The 19,417-nt window shown below is 60.3% G+C and carries 17 protein-coding genes; all 17 read right to left on the minus strand.

What is annotated here, in order from left to right:
• Positions 1-4: 4 nt before the first annotated feature.
• Positions 5-1,102, minus strand: coding sequence for a DegT/DnrJ/EryC1/StrS family aminotransferase (locus tag BQ4888_RS10380; protein ID WP_092057021.1), 1,098 nt, complete (start codon positions 1,100-1,102; stop codon positions 5-7).
• A 128-nt stretch (positions 1,103-1,230) separates the two neighbouring features.
• Entirely contained in the window at positions 1,231-2,163 is a 933-nt protein-coding gene (locus BQ4888_RS10385) for a Gfo/Idh/MocA family protein (RefSeq protein WP_176374250.1), read from the minus strand.
• Positions 2,164-2,247: 84 nt separating this feature from the next.
• Positions 2,248-3,018, minus strand: coding sequence for an acyl-ACP--UDP-N-acetylglucosamine O-acyltransferase (gene lpxA / locus BQ4888_RS10390; RefSeq protein ID WP_092057023.1), 771 nt, complete (start codon positions 3,016-3,018; stop codon positions 2,248-2,250).
• An 84-nt stretch (positions 3,019-3,102) separates the two neighbouring features.
• A complete protein-coding gene (gene fabZ / locus BQ4888_RS10395; RefSeq protein WP_092057026.1) occupies positions 3,103-3,537 on the minus strand; it encodes a 3-hydroxyacyl-ACP dehydratase FabZ in 435 nt (144 codons plus the stop codon).
• 5 nt (positions 3,538-3,542) lie between these two features.
• Positions 3,543-4,574, minus strand: a complete 1,032-nt coding sequence (gene lpxD / locus BQ4888_RS10400) for a UDP-3-O-(3-hydroxymyristoyl)glucosamine N-acyltransferase (RefSeq protein WP_092057028.1) — start codon at positions 4,572-4,574, stop codon at positions 3,543-3,545.
• A 15-nt stretch (positions 4,575-4,589) separates the two neighbouring features.
• On the minus strand, positions 4,590-5,117 hold the full coding sequence (locus BQ4888_RS10405) for an OmpH/Skp family outer membrane protein (RefSeq protein ID WP_092057030.1): 528 nt from the start codon (positions 5,115-5,117) through the stop codon (positions 4,590-4,592).
• Positions 5,118-5,135: 18 nt separating this feature from the next.
• Positions 5,136-7,376: an outer membrane protein assembly factor BamA gene (bamA, locus tag BQ4888_RS10410; RefSeq protein WP_092057032.1), complete on the minus strand. Its 2,241-nt coding sequence runs from the start codon at positions 7,374-7,376 to the stop codon at positions 5,136-5,138.
• A gap of 111 nt (positions 7,377-7,487) precedes the next feature.
• The gene (locus tag BQ4888_RS10415; RefSeq protein WP_092057033.1) at positions 7,488-8,153 is read right to left on the minus strand and encodes an ABC transporter ATP-binding protein; all 666 of its coding nucleotides are present in this window, start codon (positions 8,151-8,153) and stop codon (positions 7,488-7,490) included.
• A gap of 12 nt (positions 8,154-8,165) precedes the next feature.
• A complete protein-coding gene (locus BQ4888_RS10420; RefSeq protein ID WP_092057035.1) occupies positions 8,166-9,419 on the minus strand; it encodes a lipoprotein-releasing ABC transporter permease subunit in 1,254 nt (417 codons plus the stop codon).
• Positions 9,420-9,507: 88 nt separating this feature from the next.
• Positions 9,508-10,992, minus strand: a complete 1,485-nt coding sequence (lysS, locus tag BQ4888_RS10425; RefSeq protein WP_092057166.1) for a lysine--tRNA ligase — start codon at positions 10,990-10,992, stop codon at positions 9,508-9,510.
• A gap of 98 nt (positions 10,993-11,090) precedes the next feature.
• A protein-coding gene (gene prfB, locus BQ4888_RS10430) for a peptide chain release factor 2 (protein WP_205747997.1) occupies positions 11,091-12,186 on the minus strand; the annotation gives its coding sequence in 2 pieces (ribosomal slippage) (positions 11,091-12,116 and positions 12,118-12,186; 1,095 coding nt in all).
• Between the two features lie 95 nt (positions 12,187-12,281).
• The gene (gene lnt, locus BQ4888_RS10435; RefSeq protein WP_092057039.1) at positions 12,282-13,802 is read right to left on the minus strand and encodes an apolipoprotein N-acyltransferase; all 1,521 of its coding nucleotides are present in this window, start codon (positions 13,800-13,802) and stop codon (positions 12,282-12,284) included.
• The gene (locus tag BQ4888_RS10440) at positions 13,802-14,584 is read right to left on the minus strand and encodes a hemolysin family protein (RefSeq protein ID WP_092057041.1); all 783 of its coding nucleotides are present in this window, start codon (positions 14,582-14,584) and stop codon (positions 13,802-13,804) included. Before BQ4888_RS10440 ends, lnt begins: the two co-directional genes overlap by 1 nt.
• A 173-nt stretch (positions 14,585-14,757) precedes the next feature.
• Positions 14,758-15,477 carry a diacylglycerol kinase gene (locus BQ4888_RS10445; protein WP_092057044.1) on the minus strand — a complete coding sequence of 240 codons (720 nt, stop codon included), beginning with the start codon at positions 15,475-15,477 and terminating at the stop codon, positions 14,758-14,760.
• The gene (ybeY, locus tag BQ4888_RS10450; protein WP_170232822.1) at positions 15,474-15,929 is read right to left on the minus strand and encodes an rRNA maturation RNase YbeY; all 456 of its coding nucleotides are present in this window, start codon (positions 15,927-15,929) and stop codon (positions 15,474-15,476) included. Before ybeY ends, BQ4888_RS10445 begins: the two co-directional genes overlap by 4 nt.
• Entirely contained in the window at positions 15,829-18,219 is a 2,391-nt protein-coding gene (locus BQ4888_RS10455; RefSeq protein WP_170232823.1) for an HD family phosphohydrolase, read from the minus strand. Before BQ4888_RS10455 ends, ybeY begins: the two co-directional genes overlap by 101 nt.
• Positions 18,216-19,208, minus strand: a complete 993-nt coding sequence (locus tag BQ4888_RS10460) for a PhoH family protein (protein WP_092057047.1) — start codon at positions 19,206-19,208, stop codon at positions 18,216-18,218. The genes BQ4888_RS10455 and BQ4888_RS10460 overlap by 4 nt, the downstream gene beginning before the upstream one ends.
• Between the last annotated feature and the right edge of the window lie 209 nt (positions 19,209-19,417).

Raw genomic sequence — 19,417 nt, forward strand, 5'->3', positions numbered from 1 at the left:
GAAATCACTTCACCGCGTCGAGCAGAACATCACAGACCCGATGCACTTGGTCCGCAGTCAACTCGGGATACATGGGCAGGGAGAGAACCTGCTCCGCGACCTGCTCGGCCACGGGGAAGTTCCGACCCGCCCAAAGTTCGCCATAAACCTCCTGGCGATGCAGGGGAATGGGGTAATAGACGGCACAGGCGATGCCGGCGGCGGTCAGAACCTGTTGCAGTTCGTCGCGACGGGGACTGAGCACGGTGTACTGGTGGTAGACGTGCGACCCCTTGCCGTCCTCGGCGGGAGGAAGAATCGGGCTCCCCTTGAGGCGCTCGCTGTAGAGGTGGGCGTTACGGCGCCGCTTGCGGTTGTAGTCGTCGAGATGGGGAAGCTTGGCGCGCAGGACCACCGCCTGCATCTCGTCGAGACGGCTGTTGTAGCCGATAGTCGAGTGATGGTAGCGCACCCGGCTGCCGTGATTGCGCAGCACCTGCACTTTATTGGCGAAGGCATCGTTGTCGGTGACGACCATGCCGCCGTCGCCGTAGCCGCCGAGATTCTTGCTGGGAAAGAAGGAAAAACAACCGAGGTCGCCGAAGGCGCCAGATTTCTTGCCGCCATACTCGGCGCCAAAGGACTGGGCGCAATCCTCGATCAGTTTCAGGGAATATTTTTCACAGAGGGCGGCCATCGGTGCCAGGTCAGCGGGCTGGCCGAAGAGATGCACCGGCAGGATGGCGCGGGTTTTGTCGGTGATCGCCGCTTCGATGAGGTTGACGTCGATATTGAAGGTCGCCGGGTCGATATCGACGAAAATCGGTGTCCCCCCCACATAGGAGATCGCCTCGGCGGTGGCGATGAAGGTAAAGGGGGTGGTGATGACCTCGTCTCCGGGGCCGATGCCGGCGGCGCGCAGGGCCAGATGCAGGGCGTCGGTACCGGAGGCGACGCCGATGGCGTGCTTGACCCCGCAGTAGGCGGCGACTTCCTCCTCGAAGGCCTTGGCGCGCGGCCCGAGGATGAACTGGGTGGTTTCGCAGACCTCGCGGAATCCCGCCTCGATCTGTGCCTGCAACTCCCGAAACTGCCCCTTGAGATCGACCATCGGTATGTTCATGTGTTTATCCCTTTATTTCGGTTGATGCTTTCGCAAAAAACATCAAGGTGGATGGCTTCAAAAACGAACAGCGAGGCCCATCGGTGGGAGCATCGCCGTCGCATTCTTTCGCAAATTCGAATCCGCGATCAGAGGCGGGTGTTGATCTGCAGAGCGACTTCCAGAGCCCGCCGCCCATCCTCGCCGGAGACCAACGGCCGACCGCCTGTCTTCACCACTTCAATAAAGGAACGGACTTCTTCAAGCAGGGCATCGCTCTGCTCGAAACTCTTCTGCTCCATGGTGATGTTGGGCAGTCCGGGAATCATCGACTCCCCTTCCAGCTTGCGGTAAATGGCGATCTTACGCTCCTGGTAGTCGATGGAAATGTAGGCGTCGGGCTGGAAAATCCGGACCTTGCGCATCGCCTCCCGGCTGACCCGGCTGGCGGTGACGTTGGCTACGCAGCCGTTCTCGAACTGCAGGCGGGCGTTGGCGATGTCGACCTCCGAGGAAAGAACGGGAACGCCCACGGAATTCACGGTCTTGATCGGACAGCCGACAATGCTCAGGATGATGTCGATATCGTGGATCATCAGATCGAGGACCACGTTGACATCGGTCCCACGCGGTTTGAAGGGCGCCAGACGGTGGGATTCGATGAAACGGGGATTGTTGATCACCCCGCGTAAGGCCAGAATCGCCGGATTGAAGCGTTCGAGATGACCAACCTGGAAGATCCGGTTCTTTTCCCGGGCCAAGGTGACAAGCCGGTCGGCCTCCTCGACGGTCCGGGTCACCGGCTTTTCCAAAAGGACATGGCAGCCGGCGTCGAAAGCGTCGCGGGCCACCTCGAAATGGAACTGGGTCGGCACCACCACCGAGACCATATCGACCAGCGGCAGCACCTCCCGATGATCGGTGAAGGCCCTTGTCCCTACCTCGGCAGCAACCTCGGCGGCCCGCTCGGCACTGGCATCGACCACGCCGACCAGCTCCACATCGTCGAGCATGGCAAATTTCTGGGCATGGAACCGACCCAGATAACCAACCCCGATGACCGCCGCACGCAATTTACCCATGATGACTACCTCGTGACGCTTGTTGAAAAACCCTTTTTTCGAGGTTGAGGGCAACGCCGGAGATGGGCGTTTTTCATCAGCCGACTAACGGGCAACGCCCCGTTCGCTCTGCCGGATAAACTCGACGAAGACCTCGAGTTCGGGAATGTTCTCCAGTTCGGCATCAATGCGGGCCAAAGCCTCTTCCACCTTGAGTCCCGAACGGAAGACCAGACGATAGGCCTTCTTGATGACCCGCAGAGTTTCCTCGGAAAAGCCCCGCCGCTTCAGGCCGACGAGGTTGAGCCCGACGGTCTTGGCCCGATCCCCCTGAACCATGGTATAGGGAGCGACATCTTGCGCCACCATGGAACCGCCGGCGACCATGACGTGACAACCGATGCGGGTGAACTGATGAACGGCGCACAAGCCGCTGAGAATGGCGAATTCGTCAACTCGGACATGGCCGGCGAGGGTGGCGCCGTTGGAAAGGATGACCCGGTTCGCCACATGGCAATCGTGCGCGACGTGGGAATAGGCCAGAAAAAGATTGTCGTTACCGATGGTCGTTTCACCACCGCCGTCCTCGGTGCCGCAGTGCAGGGTCACGAACTCGCGCACAGTATTGCGGTCACCGATGCGCAGGCGGGTTTCGCCGCCGCGAAATTTGAGATCCTGGGGGGCGGCACCGACCGAAGCGAACTGGAAAATATGGTTGTCGCGACCGATTTCGGTGAAGCCTTCGATCACCACATGGGGACCGACGACGGTTCCGGCACCGATGACGACATGCTCACCGATGACCGAATAAGGGCCGATGCCGACACCTTCGGCAATACGCGCTCCGGGATGAACAATAGCTGTGGAATGTATCATGACGATCCTGGGCGTGAGAAGAAAACGAAACAGCGGGACGGCGGGAAGCGGTAACCAGGGAAAGGACGGAGAACGGCCCTCTCCCTAACGATCAGCGAAGGTCGCCTTCAGTTCCGCCTCGGCCACGAGAACGCCTTCCACATAGGCTTTGCCGGCAAAACAGTAGATCCCGCGCCGGCAACTGACCTTCTCCAGCTCGAAGCGCAGGGTATCTCCGGGAACCACGGGCTTGCGAAACTTGGCATTGTCGATGCCGACGAAATAGGTCACCTTGTCTTCCCCAACCTCCCCGCTGATCAGGGCAAAGAGACCGCCGACCTGGGCCATCGCTTCAATGATGAGAACGCCCGGCATGATCGGGTGCCCGGGGAAATGCCCCTGGAAGAAAGGTTCGTTGATGGTGACGTTCTTGACCCCGACGATCCGCTTGCCCGCTTCGACTTCAATGATCTTGTCGACCAGCAGAAAGGGGTAACGGTGGGGCAGGTGCTTCATGATTTCCACGGTATTCAGAACCATCTGCTTCAACTCTCCTTCATTTTATCCGTGAGCTCATCAAGCTGACGTTTGAGCCGATTGATTTCCCGGCGCAGTTCCGGAAGCTTGGCGAAGACCAGGGAGGCTTTCAGCCAGTCCTGATGGTCGATCGCCGGGGTTCCGGAAATGATCTTTTTGGACTGCACATGGCCGGCGACGGCGCCGCGCCCGCCAACAGTGACATGATCGCCGATTTTCAGATGCCCCGCCGTTCCCGATTGCCCACCGAAGGTGCAGTGACGGCCAATCTCGGTGCTGCCGGCGATCCCGACCTGGGCGACGATCACCGTGTCCTCGCCGACCACCACGTTGTGGGCGATCTGCACCAGGTTGTCGATCTTTACCCCCCGACGGATGCGAGTGACGCCCAAGGCGGCGCGATCGACGCAGGTGGCCGAGCCGATCTCCACGTCGTCCTCAATCTCGACGATACCGACCTGGGGAATCTTGAAATAGCGTTCACCATCGGGAGCGAAACCGAAGCCGTCCGAGCCGATGATGGCGCCTGGTTGGAGAATCACCCGGTGGCCGATGCGGCAACCTTCGCGGACAATGACCCCGGCATGGAGGGTACAGTCATCGCCGATAACGACATCGTCATAAATAACGACATTGGGATAGAGAATGGTGCCGGCGCCGACGCATACCCGCTCGCCGACCACGCAGCCAGGATGAATCGTCACATCGGCGGCCAGTTGCGCGCTGCCGGCGACCTGCGCTCCGGGAAGAATCCCCCGGGGAGCGGGGCGACGGACCTGCAAATGGGTCAGAACCTTGGCAAAAGCCAGATAGGGATTGTCACAGACGATCGCGGGAAGAGGACCGGAATCCGCCCCGGGAAAGAGAATCACGGCGGAAGCCTGAGTTCCCTTGAGTCCGGCGAGATGCTTCGGGGAGGCCACAAAGGTGACATCCCCGGGACGGGCGGCGCCCAAGGGCGCCACCCGGGTCACTTCAAGCTGCTCGTCGCCCACGACCTTGCCGCCGACCAGCGCGGCCAGTTCCTTCAGCGTAGCCAATACAGCCTCCCCTTTCTAGTTGCCGCCCTTCTTGTATTGCTCATCGTAGGCCTTGATCACCGCGTCGGTCAGATCGATCTGGTCGTCGGCATAGAGCAGGGAGCTTTCCGATTTTTCCAGGATCACGGTGTAGCCCTGCGCCTTACCCATTTCAGCGATCAGCTTGAGAACCTTCTCCAGGATCTGGCGGGTGTAATCCGCGTCGGAACGTTGCAGCTCTTCTTGAATATCCTTGGTGAAACGCTGGAAATCCTTCAGTTTCTGCTGGTAGTCCCGCTCTTTCTCGGCGCGCGCCTGCTCGGAAAGAAGGACCGCCTGCTTCTCCAGTTCATCCTTGAGCTTCTGCAACTCGGACTTCTTTCCTTCGATGGTCCCTTCGTAATCCTTGACCTTCTTCGAAATCGTCTCCTTGGCCGCCTTGCCCGCCTGGGAGAAGTTCAAAGCCTTCTGCAGATCGACAAAGCCGATCTTGTCGCCAGCCGCGAAAGAGGAAGTCGCCATTGCCAGGAGGCCAACCAGAATCAACCCAACCATTTTTTTCATACCAGATCTCCTTGCTCTTTAATAGAATTTGCCAATTGAAAACTCGAATTCCGAGGTATCTTCGTAGTCCATGGGGTCGAGGTTATACCCCCACTCCAGGCGCAGCGGTCCCATCGGACTCATCCAGCGCAGCCCCGCGCCGACACTGTAACGCATTTCGGAAAAATATTCCTCATCCTCACCCCAGGCGTTGCCGCCATCGAAGAACACCACCCCCTTGAGCCCCGCATCCTTGAGAATCGGAAAAAGATATTCGATGTTGAAAAAAGCGGCCTTGTCGCCACCGGTGAACTCGTCGTTGGCCAAATCGTAGGGACCGACTTCGCGGCTCTTGAAGCCGCGCAGGGAGTTGAGGCCGCCGAGGTAAAAGCGTTCGTCGACGGGGATCTCCTCGCCGCCGAGTTGCGAGATATAGCCGACCTGGCCGTGGACGGAAAAGACCGTGCTCCAGAAAACCGGCCAGAAATGGCGGTAGTCGGCGATGTACTTCACGAACTTCTCGTCGCCGCCGAGTCCGGCGAATTCGACGGAACCTTCCGCGACATAACCGGTCGTCGGGTCCATGTGGTAATCGGTGGTGTTGCGGGTGAAGGAAGAGAGTAACGAAGAAACCAGGACCTTGCCTTTGGCTTCCTCGTCCTTGAGGGTCTGAGTCGCCGTATCGTCGACGTCGGAGATTTCCTTCTGCTCAAGACGATAGGTGAAGAAGGCGCGATTGTCCTCCCCCACCGGAAAACCGAGCTTGACCGCGCCGCCGGTCGCATCGCGGGTGAAGTCGTTCCATTCGCGGTTGGTCCGATAGAGATCGAAACCGAGCGCCAGGTTCATGTCGAGAAAATAGGGGTCGAGCAGGCCGATCTGATAGGTCGTGCTCTTGCCGCCGAAGGAGCCGGCCAGGTTAAGTTTCCAGGATTTACCCAGGAAGTTGTCCTGGGAGATGGAGCCCTGGCCGATGACGCCGTCCACCGAGGAATAACCGGCGCCGAGACTGAAGGTTCCGGTCGGACGCTCCTTGACGTCGACATTCACCTCCATATGAGAATCATCCGTCCCCTTTTTGTTGGTGAGGTTGACCTCCTCGAAGAAACCGAGATTGTTCACCCGGCGCCGACTGTCCTTGAGCTTGGAGGCGCTGTAAAGCTCACCTTCGGTAACCTTCAGCTCACGGCGGATGACCTTGTCGCGGGTCTTGGTGTTGCCGGCGATGTTGATGCGATCGATGGTAACCTGGGAACCCTGCTCGACATCGTAGGCGACATCGATGAGCAGGCGCTCGCCATCAACTTTGGTCACCGGCGTCACGTTAACGTAGGCATAGCCCTGATCAGCATAGAGATCGCTGATAGCCGTCACGCTTTCGCGCAGCAGCTTGCGGCTGAAAACCTCCTCCTCCTTGAGCAGGGACAGGTTGAGGATATCCGCCTTGTCCTTGAGCAGATCCCCATTGACATCGAGTTTGCCGACCTTGAACTGGGGTCCTTCCTCGACCTCGATGAGGATATCCATGTGCTTGTTGTCGTCCGTGAGCTTGGCATGGCGCTGCCGCACCTTCACCCGCACATGGCCGACATTGTAGTAGAGATCGGCGACCCGTTCCAGGTCGTCCTTGAGCACGTCCTCGTTGAACTTGCCGCGCCCGGTCATCCAGGACAGAAACCAGCGCTCCCGGGTTTCCATGGCCTTGCGCAACTCTTTGTCGGTGAAGACGGTGTTGCCTTCGAAGCGGATGAGATCGACCAGAACCTTGTCCCCCTCCTTGACGTCAAAGGTGACGGTCGCCTCGTTGCGGTCGTCGATCTCGACCCGGGAGGTGATTTCCGCGGCGTGGTAGCCTTCCTCGCGATAGGCTCCGCGCAAAGCTTCGACGCTTTTGTCGACCAGCGCCGGATCGTAGATGTCCGGGGTTTTCACTACCGCCAGGCCGCGCAGCTTGTCCACCGAGAACTCGTCGTTGCCGGCGAATTCGACTTTGCGCACCAGGGGGCGTTCCACCACGCGGTAGATGAGCAGAACCGCGCCCTCTTGCTCTTCGATCTCGGCGCCGACATCCTTGAACCGGCCCATGCCGAAGATGGCCCGCAAGTCCCGGTCGACCGTCTCTGGCTCATAGGCCGCGCCGGCCTTGGCCGCAAGCAGTGCTCGGATTGCCGACTGTTCGACCCGAACGGCTCCCTCGATGCGAACCTCGCCGATGGTCGTCGCGGCGGACCAGGCAAGGGATGGCAACAGCAGCAGGATTGTCAGCAGTCGTAACAGCATTCAAGATCTCCAGGAGAAGCGTAGCAAGATAAAAATCGCGGTATTATAAGTTAATCCATGGCGCCGTGCAAACCAAAAACCGGCAAGATCATCGGCGCCGTTAGCGGGAGCTCAAGAAGCCAGACGCCCGTCGACCATGTGCAGCACCCGGTCGAGACGGCCGGCCAGGGTTTCGCTGTGGGTCACCACCACCATGGTCAATTCCCGGGCCTGGTGGATCTCGTCGAGCAGGCGAAAGATATCGCCGGAAGTGCCGCTGTCCAGGTTGCCCGTCGGTTCGTCGGCCAACAGCACCCGCGGCGACATGACCAGGGCGCGGGCAATGGCCACGCGTTGCTGCTCGCCACCGGAAAGCTGCCCCGGCTTGTGCTTGAGCCGGTGGCCGAGGCCGACCTCCCCGAGCAATTTCGTCGCCATGGGGATGGCTTCGCGGAAACTCTTGCGCGCCACCAATGCCGGCATCATGACGTTTTCCAGGGCGGTGAACTCGGGGAGGAGCTGATGGAACTGGAAGACGAAGCCGACGGTGCGGTTGCGGAAACCGTCGAGGGGCGCCCCCTTGAGAGCGAAGATATCCTCCCCGTCGAACCGTACCGTCCCCGAGGTCGGCCGGTCGAGGGCACCGAGGATGTGCATGAGGGTGGTCTTGCCGGCTCCCGAGGTGCCGACCACGCCGACCCGCTCCCCTCGCTCGATACGGAGGTCGATGCCGCGTAAGACCTCGACGCGCCCGTCGATGGTACCGAAACTTTTGTTCAGTCCTTGCGCTTCTATCACGTCAGTTCTCGCTCACTCATAACGCAGCGCCTCGGCGGGGTCCATGCGCGCCGCCCGCCAGGCCGGGTAAATGGTAGCCAACAGGGAGATACTCATGGCGACGATGACCACAGCGATCACATCCTGGGAATTGACCACCGAAGGGAAGTGATCCATGCCGTAGACCGCCTGGTCGAAAATACGCAGGCCGAAGGTCCCCTCGATCCACTTGATGATCGGGTCGGCATTCTTCGCCAGCAGCAGACCGAGGGCGGTCCCCAGGGAGGTGCCGAGGGTGCCGATGATGCAGCCTTCGAGTACGAAGATGGCCATAATGCTCCGCGAGGTCGCCCCAACCGAACGTAGTATGGCGATATCCTTATGTTTTTCCATGACCACCATGATCAGGGTGGTGGCGATGTTGAAGGCCGCTACGAGCACGATGATGCCGAGAACGATGAACAGGCCAAGCTTCTCCAGCTTGAGAGCCGAGAGGAAAGAACCGAAGAGATCCTCCCAGGAACGCACCACATGCGGATAGGCGAAGACGCCGCGCAGCTCCTGAGCCACCGACGTGGCGTGGTCGAAGGAATCGACCTCGATCTCGATCCCGGAAACCCGTTCCCCGGCGTCGATCAGCAGTTGCGCCTGGGGCAAAGCCATATAGGCGTAATAGGTATCGAGAAAACCGCCGCGCCGGCTGGTGATGGCCACCACCCGGAAGGGTTTCATTTTGGGGATCATGCCGAAGGGGGTGATGGTGAACATGGGCGGAATGACGTTGATCACATCCCCCACCGCCACGGCAAGAGTGGCCGCCGTATCGATACCGATGACCAACCCGGGCAGCCCCTCCCCTTCCGTGAAGACCAGGTCCTGCACATCCCGGGCATCGACGGTGAGAAAAGGCTGATCGAAGACCTTATTGCCCCGTTCCACCCCTTTGACGCTCACCGCCGCCACGTTGTTGCGCGACAGGAGCATCGCCTCCTTCGAGACGTAGGGGCGGGCCTCCTTGATCCGCGGCGAGGCGGCCAGCGCCTGCTCGATCAACTGCGGATAGCCGGAGATCTCCTCGCCGTGCTTCTGGACGAGGATGTGAGGGATGTTGCCGAGAATCTGCTGACGGACGCCGTCGTGGAAGCCGGTCATGACCGCGAGAACGACGATCAGAGCCGCCACCCCGAGGGTCACGCCGGCAATGGAAATGAATGAAATGACCGAGATAAAGGTCTGCTTGCGCTTGGCCCGCAGGTAGCGCAGACTGACGAACCACTCGTAACCCATGAATATTTCCGTGAAGGGTGAGGAGTAAGGGGTGAGGCGACAGGAAAAGGGTCACCCCCTTCCCCTCACGCCTCACCCCTCACTGTAATTACTTGCTTTCCGGACGCAGTTGGGGAAAGAGGATCACGTCGCGGATCGAAGCGGAGTCGGTGAGCAGCATGACCAACCGGTCGATGCCGATCCCCTCCCCGGCCGTAGGGGGCATGCCGTATTCGAGGGCGCGGATGTAGTCCTCGTCCATGGCGTGGGCCTCCTCGTCGCCAGCCTCCTTCTCGGCCAACTGCTTGATGAAGCGCTCCTTCTGGTCGAGGGGATCGTTGAGTTCGGAGAAGGCGTTGGCCAGTTCGCGCCCGACAATGAAAAGCTCGAAGCGGTCCACTACCTCGGGATTGGCCTCGTTCTTCCGCGACAGGGGGGAAACTTCCGTGGGGTACTCGGTGATAAAGGTCGGCTGCCAGAGCCTGGGCTCGGCTACCGCGTCGAAGAGTTCGGTGAGCAGTTTGCCGTAGCCGATGTTTTTGTCAAATTCCAGGCCGAGGGACTGGGCGTAAGCGTAGGCGCGGTCGCGGTCTTCCAGCACTGCCGGATCGACCTGGCCGTACTTGATGATCGCTTCCTTAACCGTGAGCCGGTCCCAGGGGGGAGTCAGGTCGACGCTCTTGCCGCCGTAGGGGATGACCAGGTCGCCGCAGACCTGCTTGGCGACATGACAGATCAGCTCCTCGGTGAAATTCATCAGGTCGTGGTAGGTGGAGTAGGCCCGGTAGAATTCCATCATGGTGAATTCGGGGTTGTGCTGAATGGAAATCCCCTCGTTGCGGAAATTGCGGTTGATCTCAAAGACCCGCTCGAAGCCGCCGACCACCAGTCGTTTGAGATAGAGCTCCGGCGCGATGCGCAGGAAAAGATCCATCTTCAGGGTGTTGTGGTGGGTGACGAAGGGCTTGGCGGTGGCGCCGCCGGCGATGGGCTGCATCATCGGCGTCTCGACTTCAAGAAAGTCGTGGCGGACCATGAATTCGCGGATCAGGCTGATAATCCGGCTGCGCTTGAGAAAAACCTCGCGCACGCCGGGATTGACGATCATATCAAGATAGCGCTGGCGATATCGGGTCTCCACGTCGGTGAGGCCGTGCCACTTCTCCGGCAGCACCTGTAACGACTTGGTCAGCAGACGCAGGGCATCGGCGCGCAGGGAAAGCTCGCCGGTCTTGGTCCGGAAAGGGGTACCGGAGAGGCCGACGACATCGCCGAGATCGAGCTTGCGAAAGATCGCGAAGGCCTCTTCGCCGATATTATCCCGACCGACGTAGACCTGCAGGCGCCCCTTGCGGTCCTGAATCTGGATAAAGGCGGCCTTGCCGAAATCGCGCCGGGCCATAATCCGGCCGGCAACGACGTAGCGCTTATCGCAGCCTTCCAGGGCGGCGGCATCATCTTCTTCGTGGGCGGCAGCCACCTCTTCCGAGGTATGCGCCACGGGAAAATCGTTGGCGTAGGGGTTGATCCCCGCGCCCCGCAACTCATCGAGCTTGGCCCGCCGCTGCAACAAAATATCGTTCAGATCTTCCATAATATTCATACCTTTCATCCCGACTTCACAAGCGGGCTACCTTATACCCCGCACCCGGGCAAGTCAAGGGCAATCCCGCCCGCAAGGGGCGGATTCGGCTAGTTGCGACTCAGCAAATAAGCCTCGATAAAAGCATCGATATCGCCGTCGAGGACGGCATCGGTATTGCCCACCTCGTAGCCGGTGCGATGGTCCTTGACCAGCCGGTAAGGGTGGAGCACGTAGGAACGGATCTGGCTACCCCAGCCGATCTCCTTCTTCTCGCCGGAAATAGCCGCCGACTCCTCTTCCTTCTTGCTCACCTCCAGTTCGTAGAGGCGGGCCTTGAGCTGTTTCATCGCCACCGCCCGGTTCTTGTGCTGGGAACGCTCGTTCTGGCAGGCGACGACGATGCCGGTCGGCATGTGGGTGATGCGGATCGCCGATTCGGTCTTGTTGACGTGCTGGCCCCCGGCGCCGCTGGAGCGATAGGTGTCGACCTTGAGATCCTTCTCGTTGATCTCCACTTCGATATCGTCCGACAGTTCGGGAAAGACGAAGACCGAGCAAAAAGAGGTATGGCGGCGGGCGTTGGTGTCGAAGGGAGAAATCCGCACCAGCCGGTGAATGCCGTTTTCGGCGCGCAGGAAACCGTAGGCGTAATCCCCCTCGACGTTAAAGGTCACCCCCTTGACTCCCGCCTCATCCCCGGGCTGATAATCGGTGATCTCGGTCTTGAAGCCCTTACGCTCACAGTAACGCAGATACATGCGCAACAGCATCTCCGCCCAATCCTGGGCCTCGGTACCACCGGCGCCGGCATTGATGCTGAAAATGGCGTTATTGGCGTCGTGCTGGCCGGAGAGCATGCGGGCAAACTCCATCCGGCCGATGCGCTGTTCCAGAACCGGCAGCAGCTCACGCACCTCGTCACGGGTCGCCTCGTCCTGCCCTTCCTCGCCCAATTCGACGAGAACCTGAAGGTCCTCCAGTTCCTGGCGGGCCTGACGGTAATCCCCGACGATTTTTTGCAGGGAATTTCGCTCCTTCAGGATGTCCTGGGTGCGTTCTCCCTGATTCCAGAACTCCGGCTTGGCGATTTCCGCCTCCAGTTCGGCAACCCGCTCCTCTTTGACCTCAACGTCAAAGATACCCCCTCAGCTCATTGAGCTTGTCTTGGAGAAGGGTCAAGGACTCTTTTTCATCACGAAACATGTATGCGGTCTCCTTGAACGGTTAAATAATAAATGGGCGGGGAGTATAACGAGATCCCCGCCGTTCCTCAAGTTTTCTTGCTGCGGCCGCACGGTTCAGGGATAGCGCCGACGGGTGCGAAGCAGCCAGTAAGTAGCCAGCGCGCAGAGCAAAAGGGCCGGCAATTCGCCGATGCGCTGGTAGAGGGTCGGTTCCCCGCCGAGAACAACCTTGCCGCGGACCACAGCCGGGGTAAAAAGTTCCGACTGGGCAACAATCCTGCCTTGCGGATCGATCAGAGCGGAGATCCCGGTATTGGCCGCCCGCGCCACCCACAGACGATTCTCTACGGCGCGGAAGCGGGTCATGGCCAGATGCTGGTAAGGAGCCGAAGAGCGCCCGAACCAGGCGTCGTTAGTGATGTTCACCAGCAGGCCGCTGCCACTGCGGGCGTAATCCCGCGCCAGCTCGGGAAAGATCGCCTCGAAGCAGACGAGCACGCCGAGTTTGGCATCTCCCATCGGCAGAGGGTTGACCGTCCCCGGGGAGAAGTCGCCGATCCCCGAAACCAGCTTGTCGATAAAGGGGAGAAAACGCCCGAGGGGAACATACTCGCCAAAGGGGACGAGGTGGACCTTGTCGCTGCGGCCAAGAACCGCACCTTCGGGGGAGAGGAGAAAGGCGCTGTTCAGGTAGCGGTAGGAACCCAATCCCGCCTCGTAGGCGGGGCTGCCGAAGAGCAGATAGCCGCCGGCGGCACGGGCCACCTCCGTCACCTGGGTGGAAAGCGGACTGGGCTCCTGAAAATAGAAAGGGGTGGCGCTCTCGGGCCAGACGATCAGATCGGGAACGCCGCCGGCGGCCGCCTCCCGGGACAGCTCCCGGTAGATATCGACGGTCTTCTGTTGATTGTCCGGATCCCATTTCACCGACTGGTCGATATTCCCCTGGATCAGCGCCACTTCCAACGTCGGAGCGGAAGCGTCGAGGGGCTCGCGCAGGCGCCAGGAACCGTAGGCGAAAGCGCCGGCCAGCAGCAGGATCCCGACGACCCCGCCGCTGCGGGAAATGGGGGCCGAACTGCGCTGGCGCAGGGCCGACCCGAGCTGAAAGACCAGGACATTGACGAAGACGAGCAGAAAGCTGAGGCCGTGGACGCCGAAGAGGTCGGCAACTTGCAGCAGAACCTCCCGGTTCTGCTGGGAATAGCCGAGACTCGCCCAGGGGAATCCGCTCAGCAAAAAGGAGCGCAGGAATTCGAGGACGACCCAGACGACCGGCAGGGTCAGCAGATACGAGAGGCCGAGCTGCTCGCGAAAACGGCAAACCGCCCAGGTGGCGACACCAAAGTAGAGGGCCAGATAGGCCACCAACAACACATAGGCGACGAGGGAAAAGAGCGGGTGCATCCGGCCGTAGGTGGTCATGACGATGTTCAGCCAGTAGAGCACCAGAGCGAAAAAGGCACAACCGGCCACGAAGCCGGAACGAAAAGGATGCCGGTGCATCACCGTCAGCAGCGGCACCAGGCCGACCCAGGCCAACCAGGAAAAATCCGGGCGGGGAAAGGCCAGCGCCAAGAGCAGCCCGGAAAGCAAGGGCAAGGCGGCAGTTTTCCCCCAGGACAGCCGTTTCATCAGGAAGCATCTTCCTCGGGCGCCTCGGGCTCGGCGCGACGCACCCGCACCTTGCGGATCTTGCGGGAGTCACACTCCACCACCGTCATGCGCAGCCCGCCGTCGCGGATCTCCTCGTTGGCCTGGGGCACATGACCGAAGAGGTTGAAGAGGTAGCCACCGACCGTATCGAACTTCTCCCGGGGGATTTCGATATCGAAATAATCCTCCAGCTCCTCGATATTGAGACGGCCGTCGACCAGGACGACACCAGGAGATTCCTCCACCAATTCATCCTCTTCGAGATCGTATTCGTCCTGGATGTCGCCGACGATCTCCTCGATCAGGTCCTCAATGGTAATCAGCCCCGACGTGCCGCCGTATTCGTCGATGGCGATGGCCATGTGCACCCGTTGGGTGCGGAATTCCTGCAACAACTCTTCGATCTGCTTCGTTTCCGGGACGAAATAAGGGGTGCGCATGATCTGCTCGATATGGAAATCCTCATCCCGACAACCCCAGATACGCAGCAGATCCTTGGCGTAGATGATGCCGACGATGCGGTCGGCGGTCCCCTCGTAAATGGGCAGGCGGGAATGCCCCGAAGAGATGATCGCCGCCAGCAGCTCGCTGAGGCTGGTGCTCATGCTGCAGCAGACCATGTCGATGCGCGAGACCATGACTTCACGCACGATCGTCTCGCCGAATTCGAAGATCGAGTGGAGCATCTCCCCCTCGTCCTCGTTGATGATCCCCTCTTCCTCCGACTCCTCGATCAGATCCTGCAAATCCTTCTCGCTCATGACCCGACGCCGGCCACTCAGCAGCCGCGCGATCCCCCCGAACCATGAAGACCGTCTGTCACTCGCACTGTCGTCGTCCAAAAATCCGTTCCTCCCTGGATAAAATAAAGTAAAACGCGGCGCTCCCCGCGGCCGGACAGGCCATCCAGCCAAAGGATGCCGCGCGAGTTCCCCTACATCAACAGATAGACGAGAAGCGTCATCGCCACACCGAGGGCGCCGCCAGCCACCACTTCCCCGGCGCTGTGAATCCCCAGCAGCAGTCGACTGTGGCTGACCATGACCGCCAAAGCCAGGGTCAGCAGGGACAAAAGGGCGCCGACCCCGGAGAGGATAATGGCGGTGGCGATGGCGAAGGAAACCGCCGCGTGGCCGCTCGGCAAGCCGCCGTGCAGCGGCGTCCCCCGTCCGAAAAGGGCCTTGAGCAGCACCACGACGATGGTCGTGATCAGCACCGAGATGACCGGAAACTCTCCGGGCGGGCGACCCAACTGGTCGAGCTGCCCGCCCAGCACCGGCAAAATGTAGCGGGACAGGGCGAAAAAACCCATCACTACCGCGCCGATACTGGCCACCAACACCGCGCCGGCGGCGACATCCTTGGCCTGCTTGGCCAGGGGATGGTAGCCGGGCGAGACCAGGTCAACCACTACTTCCAGAGCGGTGTTGACCAGTTCGGCGAAGAGCACCAGGGTGACGGCAAAGGCCAGAAGGATGAATTCGAGGGCCGACAGGCCCAGACAATGGGCGAAGAGCAGGACCGCCAGCGCCGCCAGGAAATGCCAGCGCATGTGGCGCTGGGTGCGTGCGGTCCAGAGAATCCCCTCGATGGCGCAGTTGACGCTCTGCAGCCAGTTCGCGGGCTTGATCGGATCACGCGGCGCCTCGCTCATGGCGCGAGGAATTCCTCGTGCAAGAGGGCGAAGATTTCCCGCTCCCGTGCTTCCATGCGCTCGGCCTCGGCGGCACCGCTGCGCTCATGATCATAGCCAAGCAGATGGAGAATGCCGTGCAGCAGCAGAAAGACCAGCTCATGCTCGTAGGGAATGCCGGCTTCGGCGGCGTCCCTCGCTGCCGTCTCGGCGGAAATCACGACGTCGCCAAGCAGCTCGGGGCAGAGATCCCCTCCCTCCCCCTCGCGCATGGCAAAGGAGATGACGTTGGTCGGCTTGTCCCGCTGCAGGTAGTCGCGATTGATAATCCGGATTTCGGCATCGTCAACGACCAGGATCGACAGTTCGGCCTCAGGACATCCCGAGACGCTTAAGATCCTCCGTGCTACTTTTCGCAGGAACAGCTTCCTTACCTTTTGCTTCTTTTGCCGGGTCTCGATCTGAATCTTCACCGTTCTTCCTCTTGGCGGCATCCTTGTCCCGTTCCTTGTAAGCCGGTTCCGGGTAATCGATGCGATGGTGGAAAATCCCTGCCAGAATCCGGTTGAAACTTCTGGCGATGCCATGCAGGTCTTTCAAGGTCAACTCACACTCGTCGAGCTGACCGTCGATAAAAATGTTGTTGATGATTTTCTGCACCATCCCCTGAATCCGTGCCGGGGTCGGCTCGGCGAGGGTGCGGCTGGCTGCCTCAACGGCATCGGCGAGCATGATCAGCGCCGCCTCGCGGGTCTGCGGCTTCGGCCCGGGATAGCGGTAATCCCGTTCGTCAATCGCAGGCATCCCCGGCTCGACCTTATTCTTGGCTTTGTCATAAAAGAATTTCATCAGCGCCGTGCCGTGATGCTGGCGGATGATGTCGATGAGCGGTGCACCGAGCTTGTTTTCCCGGGCCAGTTCCACCGCGTCCTTGACGTGGGACATGAGGATCAGCGCGCTCATGGAGGGGGCAAGTTTGTCGTGTTTGTTCTCCTGGCCGTTCATGTTCTCAACAAAATAGAGGGGCTTGCGGATCTTGCCGATGTCGTGATAGTAGGCCGCCACCCGCGCCAGCAGGGGATTGGCGTTGATCGACTCGGCGGCGGCCTCGACCAGGTTGCCGACGATCACCGAATGGTGATAGGTGCCGGGCGCCTGAATCATCAGCTCGCGCAGCACCGGCGTATTCATATTCGCCAACTCCAGCAGCTTGATGTCGGTGGTGTATTCGAAGAGATGTTCCACCAGGGGGATGGTCCCGGTGACGAGCACCGCGCAGAGAAATCCGCTGGCCAGGCCGAAGCCGAGCTTGTAGAGAATCTGTACATCGAAGGCTTGCCCGCTGATCAGATAGAGGCCGACAATCATCAGCATATTGACCAGCGACAGATGGAAACCGGCGCGGTAGAGGGTCGTGCGCTGTTTACAGTGCCGCACCCAGTGGGCGGCGGTAACGCTGCCGGCGAGGGCGTAGACGCTGATATAGAGGCTGTAGCCAAAGAGTGCCCCGAGCAGCAGCGACGAGAGGATGGCGAAGACAAAGGCCACTTCGGAGTTGAGGACGATACGCGCCAGCATCGCCCCGAAGGCGAAGGGCAGCACATAATAGTAGCTGTTCGAATCGATGTAGGGAAAGGCACTTTCCAGCGCCGAGGAAACGAAAACCCCGAGCTTCACCAGCACGAAGAGAACAATGAAGTTCACCACCAGAAAGAGCAGATCACGATTGTTCGGTGCATACTTGCGAATATTGACCCGGGCGAAGCGGTGGGTAGCGAAAAAGAGGACGACGATCGACAGGAAGAACCCGACCCCGGTGACCAGGGTGTTGGAGTGGCTGCCGAGTTCGCTGAGACCGCGCAGCTTCTTGATCTGCTCTTCGGTAACCCGCTCCCCCTCGCGAACGACCATCTCCCCCTTCTTGACCTGAAAGAGCACCGGCTTGACCTCTTCACGGGCCATCTGCTTGCGTGTCTCGGTCTCGTTCTTGTTGAAGGTCAGGTTGGGGCTGACCAGTTTGATCGCCAGCGCCTGGATCAGCCGCCGCTGGACACGGGACAGCTCAAGGGGACGAATTTCTTCACGCATGCGGTCCTGGGCGTTGCCCACCCCGAGCACCTGCTGCGGTTGGGCTACCACCTGCTCCTGACGGGAGTGGAGATCGCGAACGAGGATGCCGTGCTTGGCCTCCCCCTGAAAAAGTTGCAGGTTGCCAACAACCCGCCCCTCCAGGGCGGCGATCACCGCTTTGCGGACGGGGGCCAGGTCGAGAGGTTCCACCGTTTCCCGCACGGCCAACTCATCCCTGAAGGCCCTCAGGACGTCCTGATCCTCCGGGGTCAGTTCGATTTCGAGAAAATCCTCCAGATCGTCGACCAGAGTCTCCGCCCCCGGCGCATCCAAAACCGTCTGCTGGATAAGCTCCAGGCCCTGCGCCAGCTTCTCGGCGGCCGACTGCCCCGCTCGGGAATCGTAGTCGTAAAGGGGCAACACCGCCCCTTCGGCCTCGATCCGCTTGTTCTCCGTGAGCACCAGGTCAGGGATGAGGAGATCGCGGGGAGCCTTCACATCCCGGGTAGCGATATCCCCCGGGGAATAATAATCAGGGATGAAGCCCCCCTTGGGGACGATGATCAGGGTCAGAAAAAGCGCCAGCAAAACCAGCATCAGGTAACGCTGACTCCGCTCTTCCCGCCAAAAAGACTTGGCGGCGCCTTTCGTCTTGCGACTAGGACTATCGGATTTGCTATCGTTTTTACTCATGTCGGAGAATTGCTCGATGAAGGCGTGAGACTCTCGCCGGCGGCGGGCCGGTGACGCTCATAAGCCTGGATGATGGTTTGTACGATGGGATGGCGGACCACGTCGCGGTCACTGAAATAGTTGAAGACGATCCCCTCGACGCCGCGCAGCACCTCGGTCGCCTCGACCAGCCCGGAGCGGCGGCCGGTCGGCAGGTCGATCTGGGTGACATCGCCGGTGATTACCGCCCGGCTGCCGAAGCCGAGACGGGTCAGGAACATCTTCATCTGTTCGGTGGTGGTGTTCTGCGCCTCGTCGAGAATGACGAAGGCGTCATTGAGGGTACGGCCGCGCATGAAGGCCAGGGGAGCGACCTCGACCACGCCGTTGGCGATCAGGGCCTGCCCCTTGTCGAAATCCATCATATCGTAAAGGGCGTCATAGAGGGGGCGCAGATAGGGGTTGACCTTTTCGGCCAGGTCGCCAGGGAGAAAACCGAGCTTCTCCCCCGCCTCCACCGCCGGCCGCACCAGCACGATGCGGCTGACTTCTTTTTTGGCCAGAAAAGAGACGGCCATGGCCATGGCCAGATAGGTCTTGCCGGTCCCCGCCGGACCGATGCCGAAGACCACGTCATGTTTGCGAATGGCGTCGACGTAGGCCTTCTGCGCCAGGCTCTTGGGAGCTATGACCTTCTTGCGGGTGGAAACGAAGATGGTGTCGAGAAAGATGTCGCGTAGATGAGCCCGGGAATCGGCAGAAAGGATGCGTGTCGCGTAATCGAGGTCGGCAGGCGACACCATATACCCGGCCTTGAGCAGGCCGTGGACTTCTTCGAAGAGGCGCCGGGCGAGAAGCACCTGGGCATCGTCCCCTTCGATGGTCAACTCGCTCCCGCGGGAGCCGACGCGCACCCCGAGCATCCGCTCAACGAGTTTAAGATTGCGGTTCTGCTGACCGAACAGCAGATTGGCCAATTGCGTGTCTTCAGCCTGAAAGTTGTCGCGCATGCGCTCCTGAATCAACCCTTGCCACAATAGCGGAATGCCTGAAAATAGAGGCAGACTTTAACATCTTCCCCAAGGCAAAGCAATTTCTTTCCCGGCCTCTTTCCCGGCCTGTGCTCTTGCGCCCGCACCACGGCGAAGGAAAAGAGGGTTTCAATTTTGGCATCTTGTGCTATAAGTAACCCGCCCGCCGGGGGCGAGGCGTTTTAACG

It is taken from the genome of Desulfuromonas acetexigens, assembly GCF_900111775.1.
Taxonomy (GTDB): Bacteria; Desulfobacterota; Desulfuromonadia; order Desulfuromonadales; family Trichloromonadaceae; genus Trichloromonas; species Trichloromonas acetexigens.